General features: G+C 38.2%; 14 protein-coding genes and 1 pseudogene. 6 read left to right on the top strand and 9 right to left on the bottom strand.

All coding sequences use genetic code 11. The annotated features are described in order from the left end of the window. The 3 genes from JWQ54_RS00460 to JWQ54_RS00470 form a co-directional block, all read right to left on the bottom strand. Positions 1 to 555, bottom strand: a complete 555-nt coding sequence (locus JWQ54_RS00460) for a D-sedoheptulose 7-phosphate isomerase (RefSeq protein WP_299578723.1) — start codon at positions 553 to 555, stop codon at positions 1 to 3. Between the two features lie 129 nt (positions 556 to 684). After that, a complete protein-coding gene (rfaE1, locus tag JWQ54_RS00465; protein WP_299578725.1) occupies positions 685 to 1,662 on the bottom strand; it encodes a D-glycero-beta-D-manno-heptose-7-phosphate kinase in 978 nt (325 codons plus the stop codon). A gap of 109 nt (positions 1,663 to 1,771) precedes the next feature. Next, positions 1,772 to 3,448, bottom strand: coding sequence for a DNA polymerase/3'-5' exonuclease PolX (locus tag JWQ54_RS00470; protein ID WP_299578727.1), 1,677 nt, complete (start codon positions 3,446 to 3,448; stop codon positions 1,772 to 1,774). A gap of 207 nt (positions 3,449 to 3,655) precedes the next feature. On the opposite strand from JWQ54_RS00470, the pseudogene JWQ54_RS00475 reads away from it, so the two are divergent. Together JWQ54_RS00475 and JWQ54_RS00480 are read left to right on the top strand one after the other, a co-directional pair. Further along, positions 3,656 to 3,883: pseudogene (locus tag JWQ54_RS00475) on the top strand (type II toxin-antitoxin system HigB family toxin); the annotation flags it as partial. Positions 3,884 to 3,886: 3 nt separating this feature from the next. After that, on the top strand, positions 3,887 to 4,270 hold the full coding sequence (locus JWQ54_RS00480) for a helix-turn-helix transcriptional regulator (protein WP_299578729.1): 384 nt from the start codon (positions 3,887 to 3,889) through the stop codon (positions 4,268 to 4,270). A 54-nt stretch (positions 4,271 to 4,324) separates the two neighbouring features. Here JWQ54_RS00480 and sppA read toward each other — a convergent pair whose 3' ends face one another. Then, entirely contained in the window at positions 4,325 to 6,103 is a 1,779-nt protein-coding gene (gene sppA / locus JWQ54_RS00485) for a signal peptide peptidase SppA (protein WP_299578731.1), read from the bottom strand. A gap of 86 nt (positions 6,104 to 6,189) precedes the next feature. On the opposite strand from sppA, the gene folK reads away from it, so the two are divergent. Both folK and JWQ54_RS00495 read left to right on the top strand, forming a co-directional pair. Next, positions 6,190 to 6,669, top strand: a complete 480-nt coding sequence (folK, locus tag JWQ54_RS00490) for a 2-amino-4-hydroxy-6-hydroxymethyldihydropteridine diphosphokinase (RefSeq protein WP_299578733.1) — start codon at positions 6,190 to 6,192, stop codon at positions 6,667 to 6,669. A 21-nt stretch (positions 6,670 to 6,690) separates the two neighbouring features. After that, a complete protein-coding gene (locus JWQ54_RS00495) occupies positions 6,691 to 7,068 on the top strand; it encodes an Hpt domain-containing protein (RefSeq protein ID WP_299578735.1) in 378 nt (125 codons plus the stop codon). Between the two features lie 105 nt (positions 7,069 to 7,173). Here JWQ54_RS00495 and purS read toward each other — a convergent pair whose 3' ends face one another. From purS to rho, 3 genes are all read right to left on the bottom strand, one after another. Beyond that, positions 7,174 to 7,428, bottom strand: coding sequence for a phosphoribosylformylglycinamidine synthase subunit PurS (gene purS / locus JWQ54_RS00500; RefSeq protein WP_299578737.1), 255 nt, complete (start codon positions 7,426 to 7,428; stop codon positions 7,174 to 7,176). Positions 7,429 to 7,462: 34 nt separating this feature from the next. Beyond that, on the bottom strand, positions 7,463 to 8,206 hold the full coding sequence (gene pssA, locus JWQ54_RS00505; RefSeq protein ID WP_299578739.1) for a CDP-diacylglycerol--serine O-phosphatidyltransferase: 744 nt from the start codon (positions 8,204 to 8,206) through the stop codon (positions 7,463 to 7,465). An 89-nt stretch (positions 8,207 to 8,295) separates the two neighbouring features. Next, positions 8,296 to 9,924, bottom strand: a complete 1,629-nt coding sequence (rho, locus tag JWQ54_RS00510; RefSeq protein ID WP_299578741.1) for a transcription termination factor Rho — start codon at positions 9,922 to 9,924, stop codon at positions 8,296 to 8,298. A gap of 411 nt (positions 9,925 to 10,335) precedes the next feature. Here rho and pyrF point away from each other — a divergent pair, with 411 nt between their 5' ends. Further along, positions 10,336 to 11,166: an orotidine-5'-phosphate decarboxylase gene (pyrF, locus tag JWQ54_RS00515; protein WP_299579047.1), complete on the top strand. Its 831-nt coding sequence runs from the start codon at positions 10,336 to 10,338 to the stop codon at positions 11,164 to 11,166. A 30-nt stretch (positions 11,167 to 11,196) separates the two neighbouring features. Here the strand turns inward: pyrF and JWQ54_RS00520 are convergent, their stop codons facing one another. Then, entirely contained in the window at positions 11,197 to 12,624 is a 1,428-nt protein-coding gene (locus tag JWQ54_RS00520; protein ID WP_299578743.1) for a radical SAM protein, read from the bottom strand. Positions 12,625 to 12,930: 306 nt separating this feature from the next. On the opposite strand from JWQ54_RS00520, the gene JWQ54_RS00525 reads away from it, so the two are divergent. Then, complete coding sequence (locus JWQ54_RS00525) at positions 12,931 to 13,869, top strand: hypothetical protein (RefSeq protein WP_299578745.1); 939 nt, start codon at positions 12,931 to 12,933, stop codon at positions 13,867 to 13,869. On the opposite strand, the gene JWQ54_RS00530 is transcribed toward JWQ54_RS00525, so the two are convergent. Next, positions 13,870 to 15,237 carry an exonuclease domain-containing protein gene (locus JWQ54_RS00530; protein WP_299578747.1) on the bottom strand — a complete coding sequence of 456 codons (1,368 nt, stop codon included), beginning with the start codon at positions 15,235 to 15,237 and terminating at the stop codon, positions 13,870 to 13,872. Positions 15,238 to 15,300: the final 63 nt, after the last annotated feature.

A 15,300-nucleotide genomic window follows, 5' to 3' on the forward strand; every position in this document is an offset into this window, starting at 1 on the left:
TTAAAATAAATCGTCAACAGCTTTGCAAAGTATATGTCCTATCAAAATGTGCATTTCCTGGATCCGTGCTGTAACCTCCGATGGCACAATAATATTTAGATCGCACAAGCCGTTCATTTTACCACCGGCCCAGCCAGATAGCCCCAATGTTTTACAGCCAAATTTTCCGGCGGTTTCAAAAGCGTTCAATATTCCCTGGCTGTTACCACTGGTAGAAATACCAATAAACAGATCGCCTGGTTGTGCAAGGGCCTCAAGTTGTCTTGAAAAAACATGATCGTAGCCATAATCATTAGCAATTGCAGTTAAGGCGGATGTATCAGTTGTTAAGGCAATGCCGGGCAAAGCTTTACGGCGTTTAACAAAACGCCCGCTTAGTTCAGCTGCAATGTGCTGGGCATCAGCCGCGCTGCCGCCATTACCGGCTATTAACACCTTATTCCCATTTTGTATGGCTGACACGATCATTTCGCACGCTTTTTCAATATTACCTGTGAGTTGTTCAATAACCTTTTTTATAAGTTGATAATGATCGTTTAATTCTTCAATAACCATTTTTTAATTTCAGATTTTTCACTTATCGTTTGTTTTCAATGGTGTTCAAGAGTGCTTCGCAGTTTCGGATGTTCGATTTCGGATTTCTTTTATTTACACTAATTATGCAAATAAAGTATAAACCGCGAACTATTCCATATCCTTTATAATTTCATCAATTGTAGTAGTTGCACTTCCAACCTGCCTTACCACAATAGCAGCAGCATGGTTTGCCAGCTCACAAGCTTCCTCAACTGTAAAGCCTGTTGCTATAAAATAAGCAATAGCAGCTATAACTGTATCGCCTGCACCGGTCACATCAAAAACTTCTGTTGCCTTTACAGGTAGTAATTTACTGGCTTGCTCAGTAATAATTGCAATACCATCTTCTGAAAGCGTTACAATTAAATATGATGTTTTAGTTTGTGCAAAAATAGTTTGTGCTGCTTTCTGCAACTCATCTATATTTTTTAACGATTCGGTCTTTGCTGCTTCGGCAAGTTCCTTACGGTTTGGTTTTATTAAAAAAGCACCATTATACTTCTCGTAATTCAGTCCTTTAGGGTCAATGATCACTTTCTTTTGATGATCATTTGCAATTTTTATAAGCTGTTGTGTAAGCGTGGGTGAAAATAATCCTTTATTATAATCTGAGAATATGATGATATCGGCACTGTCAATAATTGCAGTAAGTTTTTCGGTCAGTTCATTGGCTAAAGCTTCTGATATGGCATTAGTTACTTCTTTATCTATCCTTACCAGCTGGTGTCTTTCGGCTAAAACACGGGTTTTAACTGTAGTAGGCCTCGAATTATCTTTAATAATGATATTGGTTTTAACGCCCTCTGCCTCCAGTATTTCAATTAACTGATTGCCCATGGCATCATTGCCTATCACACCGGCAACAATAACGTTAGCGCCAAACGACACCAGGTTTTGAACAACATTGCCTGCACCACCAAGCGTTGTTGACTCATTTTTTACATTTACTATAGGAACGGGAGCCTCCGGAGATAATCGTGTGGCATTGCCCCAAATATAATGGTCGATCATCAGGTCGCCAATAACTAATATCGAAGGTTGTTTTTGTGCTGATTGAAGGGATAGTACTTTATCTATTATTGTCATTGGTCATTTGTCATTAGGTCATTGGTGCATAATTATAAGGCATTCCAGACCTTTTTTTCTTTCGGACTTTCCGGACTTTCCGACTTCCGGACTGATTTCTAACCTCTAATCACTGAAGTTTCTTCTTATCAAAAAACATCTCAATTTCCTGCAATGATAATGCATTTAAACATCTTTCTTTATATAACCCACCTTTTCGTGCAACTAATAAGCCATAATAGGTATCTAAAAAGCCTTCACGGCGGTGTGCATCCGGGTTAATAGATAGCCAAACACCTTTTTCCAATGCATATTGGTGCCAGCGCCAATCCAAATCGAGCCTAAGTGGATTGGCATTAATTTCAATCACCACTTTATTTGCCGCACATGCATCAATTACTTTTTTATAGTTGATAGGATAACCATTACGGCTTAATAACAATCTTCCGGTTGGATGACCCAAAATAGTTGTGTATTGATTTTCAATCGCTTTTATCAAGCGCGAAGTTGCTTTTTCCTCGTCCATTTTAAGGATAGAATGTACTGAAGCCACTATAAAATCAAAGCGTTTCAGGATCTCATCCGGATAATCAAGCGAGCCATCATACAAAATGTCTGATTCAATGCCCTTAAATATGTGGAAGTTATTCAGTTTTTTATTCAAATGATCTATTTCTTCCTGCTGCTGCAATACACGTTCAATACTAAGGCCTTTTGCATAAAACGCACTTTTGCTATGGTCGCACATGCCCAAATATTCCAGCTTTAATTCATCACGGCAGTATAACGCCATTTCTTCAACAGTATTAATACCATCGCTCCACGTGCTATGATTATGTAAAGTCCCCTTGAGATCGTGGTGACTAATTAACCGCGGCAAAGCATTTTTTTCTGCCTTTTCAATAAAGGTTATTCCTTCCCTAAGCTCGGGTAATATAAATTCCAGGCCAGCTTTTTTATAGATCAGCTCCTCGCTCGTTGGCTGATCAATAGTATCAGATGCTCTATCTAAAACATTTTTTACATGTTCATCATCACCGGTTTGTATAAATAGTTCCCTGTAATAGTAACGTTTTTCCACGCATATTATCTCAATTGTCAGCCCGTTTTCCAGGTGTCCGGTGATATGATTTTTATCCGCCTTTACATTGTGCATGGTATCCGAATGCAACAATGTATTAAAAGTAATCTCCGGATCGCGGGTGCCCAGTACAATGCTGAGCGTATTGATGATTTCGCAATACCGGCGAAATTTGCCTGCGAATTCTATCAGTGCATTAGGGAATATGCCTTTTAATAGTTCTAAATAGTCTTTGGCTTCCTTCTCAATCTTTGCATATAAAAATTTACCATGACTTGCCATGTTAAACTCAATAACCTTGCGGATTTCTTCCTGTATTTTTAGCCCAAAACCCTTGGCCTCAACCAGGCGGTTCTCGTTACAGGCATAAAATAGTTCGCCGATGTTTTCAATGCCAAGGTCTCGCCATATAACAGCAATTTTTTTAGGGCCAATACCTTTAATGCCCATCATTTCAACAATGCCCCCAGGGGTTTTGGCAAGCAGATCGTCAAGTTCGGTTATGGTGCCTTTTTCAAACAGTTCCGTAATTTTACCGGCAGTGCTTTTACCTATGCCATCAATTTTTTCGAGCTCGGCAAAGGTTTTACCTGCAATAGGGTAAGGCAGCTTATCCACTTTAAAAGCTGCATTGGCAATTGACTTTATCTTAAACGGATTTTCCTCATGCAGCTCCATTAGTTGCGATAACAGGCGAAGCTTACGGGCTATAGGTTTGTTTTCCATAATTGATTGAAGGTGTAAAAATACGAAAGAGGGAGGGAATGAGAAGCGGTTATCAAGTCTTTTTATTGATTAATGCGGTAATTTCAATTACTAAAATAAAATTTCAGAATATAAAACATTAAATTTGTAATAATGGTAATCATATCAAAAGCAGCTAAGGGATTTTGTTAAAATTCATAATGATGCTGAAGTGGTTTATATAATTGGTATGAACTTGTAACTAATACTGATTGGAAGAATTTTAGTGAAATGAAAAATACTTTTAATAGTGTAGATGCCGTTGGAAATGACAGATATGTATTTAACATAAAAGGCAATAATTACCGCTTAATAGCATTGATTATATTTAAGGTAAGAACGGTTTTTATAGTTTTTATAGGTACGCATGGTGAATATAATAAAATTGACGCACCATCAGTATTATTTAAGAAATAAAATATGGAAGAGAAATTTTTAATATCGACAGACAAAAGCTATCATGAAACAATGATAGCTATTTTTGAATTGATGAATAAAGGAGAGGCCAATTTAAAAGATGAAGAAATTGATTTGCTAAAGATTATGACTGTTGCTGCTGAGAAATATGAAGACGAAGTATTACATCTTAAACCAACAATGCAACCAAAATCTTTGCCGGATGTAATAGAATTATTTATGTTTGAGAATAAACTTTCGCAATCAAAGCTTGCCGATAGACTTGGTGTTGGTAAACCCAAATTATCTCAAATACTTACCGGTAAAAGGAAACCAGACGTTTCGTTTTTAAAAGCACTGTATCGCAAATTAAATCTTGATCCAAAAACTATCCTGGATTACGTTTAAAACAATAAAAGCCGCCCAATCCTGAGCGGCTTTCCAATCAAAATATATTTAAAACTAATTGATCTCAATATCATAAGGCATGCGTGCCTGCGGAGTACGCATCAATTGAGTTACGCCTTTTATCTGTTCGTAATATTTAAAGTTTTCGCCCAGCTCCGATTTTATAAAATGTGCCTTTATTTCGGCGCTCATGCCCAGGCCGAACTTATTTAAAAAACTCTTTTGCTCGGGGTATGCTACCAGTTTATATTTTTTAATGTTGGCTTTCTTTGCAGCTGATGCTATAGCATCATTAATATTCCCTAAACGATCAACCAGTCCAATTTTCACAGCTTGTGTACCAGTCCAAACCCGACCCTGGCCAATACTGTTAACATAAGCTTGTGTTTTGTTGCGGCCTGCAGCTACTGCTTTGGTAAAGGAATCATAACCCTGGTTAACCTGGTTTTGCAGGATAGCCTTTTCTTCGGGAGTTAAAGGTCTTGACAGATCGCCAAGGTCAGAATATTTACCGGTTTTTACACCGTCGAAAGTTATCCCCAGTTTATTATTAAAAAACTTTTGCATATTGGGCAGCACGGCAAAAATACCTATAGAACCAGTTATGGTATTAGGCTCAGCAATAATTGAATCAGCAGCGCATGCAATATAATAACCCCCGGATGCTGCCAGGTCGCCCATGGATACAATAATAGGTTTAACTTTTTTAGTCAGCATTACCTCGCGCCATATCACATCACTGGCTAGCGAACTACCACCCGGCGAATTGATCCTGAGAACCACAGCCTTTACCTTATTATCCAGCCTTACTTTTCGTAATGCTTTTGAAATTCTTTCAGAACCTATAGTATTGTCATCACCTTCACCGCCAACAATATCGCCCGAAGCATATACAATGGCTATCCTGTTTTTTGAATTTTCTTTTTTATCACCAGACGCAATCTCACTTGAGCCATAGTCACTCAATTCAACGCTTTTTAAATCATCTTTTGTGTCAACGCCTGCACGCTTTTTAAGCTCATCTAAAATTTCATCCTTGTATTTTAAACCATCAATTAATTTGTATTTAAGCGCATCCCCGGGTAAGCGCACCTTAAGCTCGTTGGCAATATTAAACAGGGAATCCTTGTTAATTTTACGGCTTTTGCTGATTTCGGTTAAGAAATGATCATATAACGAGCCCAGGTAGGAATTAACCTGTAAACGGTTCGCAGCACTCATTTTAGTGAGGAAATAAGGTTCAACAGCACTTTTATAAGTACCAACCTTTATTATTTGTGCTTCAATTCCTAATTTATCCAGTGCACCCTTTAAAAAAGTGATCTGTGAGCTAAAGCCTTTGAAATCGAAAATGCCTTTGGGGTTAATATATACTTTATCGGCAACCGATGCCAGGTAGTAGAATCCCTGTGTGTAAATTTCTGAATAAGCTATGATAAATTTCCCTGATTTTTTAAAATCGATAAGAGCATTGCGGATCTCTTCAGTAGTTGCCTCGCCTGCCGACATAAAGCTTTCATCAAGGAAGATCCCTTTAATCTTTGAGTCGGTTTTTGCTTTCTTAATGTTTGCAAGTATATCATTAAGGCCCAGAGATTTCTCTCCGTCAATTCCTAAAAACCCTAGTCCGGATAATGGGTTGTTGGGCGTGCGCTCACTAATTGGATAAGTCAATTTTATTTGTAAAACTGAATTAGACTCAACCAAAACTGTTTTATCACTGCTCGCATCAACTATACCTACAATAAATATGATAAAAACAATTACCACTATGGCACTTGCTAAAATAAAACCCAGCATGCTGGCGAAGACAAATTTGAAGAATTGTTTCATTAAATGTTATAAATCTATTATCTATGCAAACTTAGCAATTCGATACGTATAATATTAAGAGCATTGTCTATAATATTTGTTACAACATGAATAGTATTTTTTTATTACTTGGCAGCAACCTTGGCAACAGGCAGAACTATCTGCAAGAGGCTATCAGGCTTATAGAGCAGCATATTGCACCGGTTATAAAAATTTCATCCGTATACGAAACCCAATCGTGGGGTAAAACGGATGCGCCCGATTATTTAAACCAGGTAGTAGTTTTGGAAACTGATATTCCGGCCAGGGAAATACTCCGGAAAATATTAAATATTGAACTTGTTTTGGGAAGAAGACGCGAAGAAAAGTGGGGCTCGCGCACTATTGATATTGATATATTGTTTTATGGAACAGAAATTATTAATGAAGATGGGCTGCATGTTCCGCACCCGGAATTGCATAAGAGAAGGTTTACATTAGAGCCACTTGCCGAAATTGCCCCTGATTTTGTGCACCCTGTTTTAAATAAATCAATTTTACTGATCAAAAGCGAACTAAAAGACAGCTTGATCGTAAAAAAGTTATAATTTTAAAAAATATAAACCGCTATGTCACATATATTCCCCGAACACGACCTCGATCTGTCTTTTTTATTTGAGATTGCCGATGGCAGTGACGAGTTTATCGTAGAATCTATTGAGATGTTTCTACAGCAAACCCCCGAATTGCTGCAAACCATTGCTACTGCTATAGAAAATAAAGATTGGCCTCTTACAGCTTCAGCAGCACATAAATTAAAACCCAACCTTGGTTTTTTTGGAATGCCCGTTAGCCAGGCTACCATACAGGAAGTTGAAATAATGGCTAAAGAAGGTGCACCGTCTCCTGAATTATTAGTGTCGAAATTTAATGAGGTACGTGCTATTATTACCCCTAATTTAGATAGACTGGTAAAAATAAAGGCGGATAGGGAAGCAGGGTTGTAGATAGAGACCAGAAACCGGAGATTAGAGGTTAGGAAGAAAAATCTTTTCTGATAATTCCTTCTTTAGTTTAAAAACAAATCTCTAACCTCTAATTAACTAATTTCCTTAAACAGCTTTCACACTAAAGCTATAGCTTTCCATAATAAGGTTTGCCAACAGGTTTCTGCAGGCCGTGTCTACTTTAATATGTGCAATTTCTTCATTTTCTGCATCAATCTCCAGCGAAATATGTTTGCCAATCCGCACATTATGAATTTCGGATAAACCCAGGTTTTTCATACTTCCTGTTACCGCTTTACCTTGTGGGTCAAGTATTTCTTTTTTTGGCATTACATCTATTTCAGCCTGGAATTTTTTCATTAGTATTTGTTTAAATATGGATCTTTCCTGAGCGTTAGCTTTCTTTTTGCGGAGTGCTCAGGATATTGCCACTTGAAAATTTGAACTGGATTACTGATAAGGTGATATAGATTAATATAACCACCGGAACCGCTGCAAATTTAAAAAATAGTATCAGTATTGCCGAAAATAGTAACAATAAATAGCGGAAAATATTTTTATTAAAATCCCGGTTTTTGAACTTTAACGACATCATCGGCATTTCTACTACCAATAATGAACACATTATGATAATAAATACCGAGAGCACGTAGGGATTTAGCAGGTATGGGGTAAAATACCGGTTGTGATGATCAAGAATAAGCGGGAACGAGGCAATAAGAATTGCGTTTGCGGGGGTAGGTAAACCAATAAAGTTTTCCGCTTGCCGGGTATCAACATTAAACTTAGCCAGCCTTAAAGCCGAGAATACGGGGATCAGGAATGCAATAAAGTTTAAATAGGGGCTTATGTTGTCTATCTGGCGGGCCTGCAAAAGCAGCTGATACATTATTACTGCTGGCAATACGCCAAAGCTTACCATATCTGCCAGTGAATCAAGGTCTTTCCCGATACCTGAAAATGATTTAAGCACCCGGGATGCGAGCCCATCAAAAAAATCAAAAATAGCTGACAAAAAGATTGCATACGAAGCAGCTATAAGCTCACCTTTGAAGGCTAAAACTATACCTATGCAACCACTAAAGAGGTTTGCACAGGTAATAGCATTTGGCAAGTGTTTTTTCAGACGATTCTTCATTCCGGTATGAAGGTATCAAGATTTTATTAAATATGAATGAAGTTACCTGTTAACTTTTTGCTAATTATAACTTCACAAATATTAATTTATTACGAATTCATAGAAATCAAAAACTCTTCGTTGGTTCGGGTGCCTTTAATCTGGCCCTGTAAAAATTCCATTGATTCCTGTGAGTTCATGTCAGCCAGGTGATTACGCAGAATCCAGATCCGTTGTAATGTTTCACGGTCAAGCAGCAAATCATCACGGCGGGTACTTGAAGCTGTTATATCAATTGCCGGGAAGATGCGTTTATTAGATAATTTACGATCCAATTGCAACTCCATGTTACCGGTACCTTTAAATTCTTCAAAAATAACCTCGTCCATTTTCGATCCGGTTTCTGTTAATGCTGTAGCAATAATAGTTAATGAACCACCATCCTCAATATTACGTGCCGCTCCGAAGAAACGTTTAGGCTTGTGTAATGCATTTGCATCAACACCACCGGACAATATTTTACCTGATGCAGGAGCAACTGTATTATAGGCACGTGCAAGCCGCGTAATTGAATCTAATAAAATAACCACATCATGACCGCACTCAACCATACGTTTTGCTTTTTCCAAAACAATATTGGCAATTTTAACGTGACGCTCAGCAGGCTCATCAAAAGTTGACGATACTACCTCGGCTCGTACACTGCGGGCCATGTCTGTTACTTCTTCCGGACGTTCGTCAATTAGCAATATGATCAGATAAACTTCCGGATGATTTTTTGCAATGGCGTTAGCTACGTCCTTTAATAGCATGGTTTTACCTGTTTTAGGCTGGGCCACAATTAAACCGCGTTGTCCCTTACCTATTGGCGAAAACAAGTCCATAATACGGGTAGAATAATTACCGGCATCAGTAAACAGGCTTAATTTTTCTGACGGGAATAACGGGGTTAAGTGGTCAAAAGGAACACGGTCGCGCACTTCGGCAGGGATGCGGCCATTAATGGCTTCAACACGCACTAACGGGAAATATTTCTCACCTTCTTTTGGAGGCCTTATACTTCCGCGCACGGTATCACCTGTTTTAAGGCCAAATAGCTTTATCTGCGATTGTGATACGTATATATCATCAGGCGATGTTAAATAATTATAATCTGATGAGCGTAAAAAACCATAACCATCAGGCATAATTTCAAGTACGCCTTCGTTTACAATAACGTTATCAAAATCAAGATTTATAGCAGGCTCCTGGCTTTTTTGCTGGCTGGTTTGGTTATTAACCCGGCGTTCAAATTTTTGAGGACGGACACCTTCAGTTACCATCTCTTCATTTTTAACTTCGCCATCATTTTCAGCAGACTGTTCAGCGCTTGTTTCCTCTGCTACCGGCTGCTCCATACTCTCTGATTCATCAACAACAGTTTCGTCATCGGGCATATCAAAAAGGTTAGTATCATCCAATGGCACCTCAACGCGTGGTGTATTGCTATTTTTTATAGTACGGATTCTTTTACGGGTTTTTTCACCAGCTTCTGGCGCCGGTGGGGGCTCAACTGCGGCATAATTGCTGTTTACAGTATCCTGCTGTGCGCGGGCTGCTTCAATTAATTGTTCCTGTTCAACAATTTTTGTAATAAGCGCAGCTTTTCTAAGTTCATCAGCTTCAGCAATACCTAAGTTTTTGGCAATTTCGCGTAACTCTGAAACGAGTTTGTCGTTCAATTCGTTTGTATCAAACATATTATGAATTATAGTTCAAAAGGATTTTAATATTTTTTGTAGTTGTATATATTTTTCAATAACACTTAGGAACCGCGGCTTTTTTACCCGGCTATTAAGTTACCTGCGTTAGAGGACTTTAATGTATTAGCAAATTCTATTTATATTTTATAAATGGAGATGTTTTAATATGAAATAAATTTATTATGCAACTTTGTTATGCAACATCTAAACCCATGTAAATAATTAATAAAATAACGTGGAGTTTTAAATTGTTTCTTTAGTGCAAGAAAAATTCAACGGAAAACACTGCAATTTTACTCAATTAATTTAAAATATCAAACTATTTAAAAAAATATCTTTCATTGGGCTAACACTTCAACTAAATTTTAGTTTTTTTGGGCATTCAAAAAATATAAATAGTTGCACATGATATCCCGCCAATACCTGATTGACCAGATCAAACACAAAAAATCATTTTTATGCGTAGGGCTTGATACCGATGTAGAAAAGATCCCGGCATTTTTAAAAGAATATCCAGACCCGATATTTGAGTTTAACAAAAGAATAATTGATGCAACGCATGACCTGTGCATATCATACAAGCCTAATGCTGCATTTTATGAAAAGCATGGCGTAAGCGGGTTACAAAGTTTAATAGCCACCTGGAAATATCTGCCTCAGGAATGTTTGAATATAATCGACGCAAAACGCGGCGATATGGGCAACACGTCAGGTATGTATGCCAAGGCTTTTTTTGATGAATCGGCAGCAGGGATGAGCTTTGATGCCATAACCTTATCGCCATACATGGGGCATGATGCTGTATCACCATACCTTGAATATAAGGATAAATGGGTGATCATCCTGGCGCTCACTTCATCAGCGGGCAGCAAGGATTTTCAATATTTAACAACAGAGCAGGGTTTTTTATACGAAGCTGTGATACAAAAAGCCAATACCTGGGCCAATGCCGACCGGATAATGTATGTTGTGGGTGCTACCAAAAGCACTGAGTTTACCAATATTCGTAAATTTGCACCGGATAATTTTTTGCTGGTGCCCGGAGTAGGGGCGCAGGGCGGTAACCTTGCCGAAGTTTGTCATTACGGAATGAATAAAGATTGCGGACTGATAGTCAACGCATCACGCTCCATAATATATGCATCAAATGGTGAAGATTTTGCCGAAGCTGCAAGGGCCGAAGCATTAAATATTCAGCAGCAGATGCAGGTTGAGTTAGAGAAAGCCGGAGTTATTTGATTTGCGATCCTACCATTCTTTAAGGCTAATTTAATAAATGGTGCTAATTGATGATTCTTCTAAACTATTAGTAACAGAAGCTGAATTTTGCTTGTTAGTGCATTTTATTTTTGACAATACGGTTTCTAAAGCCGGGAGTGTATTGTTCAGGTTCTTTGTTTTGATCAGGAAATTCCATACTGCTTCAAACTTTTTCCATCCTCCTGCATAAAATAAATGTTTTAATTTGTGGGAGTATGAGCTATGCTGCATGCTGGCCTTAAAAATATTATTCCAGCGGTAAAATTCCTCGTAAGCCCACCAGTAACCGTTTTCCAGCTCTTCGGCAGTTAACCCAATAGTTTGGTAAACCACCTTTCGTGTATCGTATAAGTCCCAGTTTTTAGTGATTATTCGTCCCTGTCGCTCCATGTTTTGGAAAAGCGCGGTTCCGGGATATGGCGTTAAAACATGATAAGTGGAAGTGGTTATGGAATGTTTTACACCCCAGTCAACCGTTCTTTTAAACACATCTTTATCATCGTCATCGAGGCCAAATACAAAGCTTCCGTTTATCATAATGCCCAGACTATGCAGGCGGTTCACTGCTTTTATATAGTCTTTTTCAAGGTTCTGCTTTTTATTGCTTTGTTTAAGATTTAAAGATGAAAATGTTTCAAAACCTACAAATAGGCTTCGCAAGCCTGCGTCTGCTGCTTTTTCGATCAAATTGCCTCTTAAGATAGAATCAACAGTGGCAGCGCCCTGGAATACCCGGTTCATTCCCTTCATTCCCTCAAAAAGACAGCCTGCAAACTTTGCATTACCCAGCAGATGATCGTCTAAAAAATATAAATGCCTTCCCGGCAGCCTGTCAATCTCTGCAAGTGCGTCATCTACTTCCTGGGTATAAAATGTTCTGCCACCTTCAAAAAAGGCATCCTTATAACAAAAGCTGCAATGGTGAGGACAACCCCTGGTGACCACAATAGAGTTAGGTACAAGATATAAATTCCGTTTGATCAGATCCCGGCGGATGGGTGGAATTTTTTCAAGCGTTCTATCAGTTGACCGATATGTTTTTTGAGGAGCACGGTTTTTAAAGTCTGTTAAAAATTTTGGAAATGTATCTTCCCCCGGGCCTATAAAAATACTATCAGCATGAGGAGCAGCTTCAAGTGGCAATGAAGTTACGTGTAAACCACCTAAAATTACATAAGCTCCCTTAGCCCGGTAATGGTCAGCAATTTTGTAAGCCCTGTATGCATTGGTAATATATACCTGTATAATCACCAGGTCGGGGTCATCATCAAGATTTAATTTTTCTACATGCTGATCCTGCAAGTCTATTTCATCATCCTCTGACAGATAAGCCGCAAGGGTAGCCAGCCCTAAAGGCGGGAATAACGAATATTTAATTGGCCTCCAGAATGGGCTTTCAGCTTCTGTCAAGGCGGGCAATATCATTTTTACTTTCATGAGAAAAGAGTAGTGGAATTATTTAAAAGTACTTTGTATTACAAAGTAAATGATAATATTTTACTGTTGCAACTTCTTTATTGCCAAAAGAAAACTTAAACCTAAATTAACTAACCTTTGAACATTGGCTTCTAATCTGTAGTTACACCCAGCTTTCCTTCTATCGAATCATCTAAAGTTTGCCCAATCGCGGTGCCTACGGACATCTTTGCTAATGCTATAGCGTTGCTGGCTTGTTATCTCAATAATATGTGTTTTATGGGTTCGGATTTTTGGTATTTTAGCAAACACAACAAATCCCTTATCATGTTACATAAAATCAGAATTGTTTCGTTTTTAATTCTTGCGGCATCTTTTTGCAGTACAGTTAATGCACAAGTAGAAATTTTTTCAAAAAATTCTCTTGAGAAGATTAAGGGGGGCAATACACATGTTATTGTGAATGACCTTAGTTTTAACCGCTCAAGTGAATTTTATACAATATTTAAAAAGTATTGGACTGTTACAAAAAGTGTTGAATTTTTAAAGGCTGACGATTTGCAAAATAATTTAGTTGCCGGCGACACTTATTTTAGTCTCGAAAATCTATTGATAACAAGTGATAAATATGGTGGTAACTCTTATTTTTATCTGAACTTATGGATGCCTGATGAAAAAGTTTTAAAAAAAGGCAGGGAATTTAAAATTACGAATGAAATTTCGATCGCTCATATTCAAATTTCGGTGGATGCCAAGGCCACTTTAGACGGTTATATGTCACACAAGAATTATGGTTTTGATTTTGATGGAGGTGGTCATATTTTTAACTGGAACCCAGGAATATTGAAGAATTACCTGCAGCAACTTAGTACATTGCTCCAGAAAGGGAAAAAATCTGATTTTAGAGACGATCTAGCCAATAAAGATCAATTACATAACCTAAGCAGCCAAACGTTGTATTGCAGCGAAGATAATTTTCATAAAATAGGAGTATTTATGCGGGGCAATAAAAATGTTGATCCTAATGAGGTGTTTGAAGCTTACAAATACAAATATAAAATATTGAAGAAAGATGAATTGGAAGATAAAATTCTGGCCGACGAAGTGCAATTTTTTTACCTTTTATTTTTAAGAAACAGTTCAAGCAAAATGGTTGCGGTTGTTAACTCGCGTACCGGCGAGATAATTTATAACAGGTATAAAAGCCTGATGGCGTTTATACTGAAATCAGGTGACTTAAAAAGCTTATCAAAGGCAATTAAATAGCTATGCACCAAACACCATCTTTCTGTCCGGATATCTCACAGCATAGCTATCCACCATATTTCTGATATAATCATTTCCGGGATATGGTGTAAGATGGTTTTTTAGTTGGTCAAGTGTATCTGCATTAAAATAATGAGAAATATAGCCCATGCCATAAAACTTTCCTTTTTCAATTAAAAGACAGCTGTGCTCATCATCGGTTCGCCCGGCATCGCGGATAGCAAATGTGGGGAGCGCTTTATTTAGCTCATTTATGGCGGAATTCACTTTTTGGTTGTAATCTGTTACAGATTCATGGCCTTCACAGGCGCAATTACCTGTATTTGCTCCACTGCATTCTGAGTTGTTGTTTTGGATAAAGCACAATTTGGGGCAAAGTCCAAAGGTATCAATCAGCTTCATTAAAATACTGCGGCTTTCAAACAGGGTATTACAACTGTAAATAGCGCCGGTCATTTTACGGTGTTTATCAATGGCTAAACGCATATAACCGCGCTGGTCTTCAAAACTATACAAACTATAGGCATGCTCAAATCGTTTTAGTGAGCGGTTGTATTTTGGCCACAAACGTTTTATCTCTACCGCTTCTAATACAAAAGCAACCAGTTCCGTGCCGCAGAGCTGGAAAGTTATATTGCAAATATTACGTAAAAACTCTTGTCGTTGCGGACCGGGGTTATTACCTGTAAAATGGCTGCAAACTCTTTTTTTAAGATTCTTTGCTTTGCCAACATAAATAACTTTTCCTTTTTGATCGTGAAAGTAATATACCCCGGGTGATTGCGGCAGGGCTTCCACATCCTGCTTTGATAAATTGGCCGGCAACACCTGCTCCTTCGAGTTTTGCTTTAAAGCCAGGGGAATATGGTTGCTTTTGTCGCTTTGCAACAGCAATGAGAATAATTGCGCGGTAGCTTCAGCATCGCCGGCCGCCCGGTGCCTGCTTTCATTTTCAATCCCTAAATGGCGGCACAATTTACCAAGACTGTAGGAGGGAAGGCCGGGTATTATTTTACGGCCAAGCCTTACGGTACATAGTTTATTGCATTGCAGCTCATAACCTGCTGCAGCCAAATGGTAACGGACAAAGGAATGATCGAAATTCACATTATGCGCTACAAAGATTTTATTGTTAAGCAGGTGATAAACATCGTGTGCAACATCTTCAAAAGGTGGTGCATTCTGCACCATATCATTAGTGATGCCGGTTAAAGCGCTGATATAAATGGGAATATCCCTGCGCGGGTTAACTAAGGTTGAATAGCGTTCAATTACTTTTTTACCATTGTGTATGCAAATAGCTATCTCGGTAATGCCATTTGCGCTGGCATGTCCGCCTGTAGTTTCAATATCAACAATTGCATACATGGATGTAAATGTAATAAGTTTTTGCTAATTTTTTTAGTTGAAACAAAAAAAGTCCGAAAGTCG

The sequence above is a fragment of the Mucilaginibacter sp. genome (assembly GCF_028288225.1).
Classification (GTDB): Bacteria; Bacteroidota; Bacteroidia; order Sphingobacteriales; family Sphingobacteriaceae; genus Mucilaginibacter.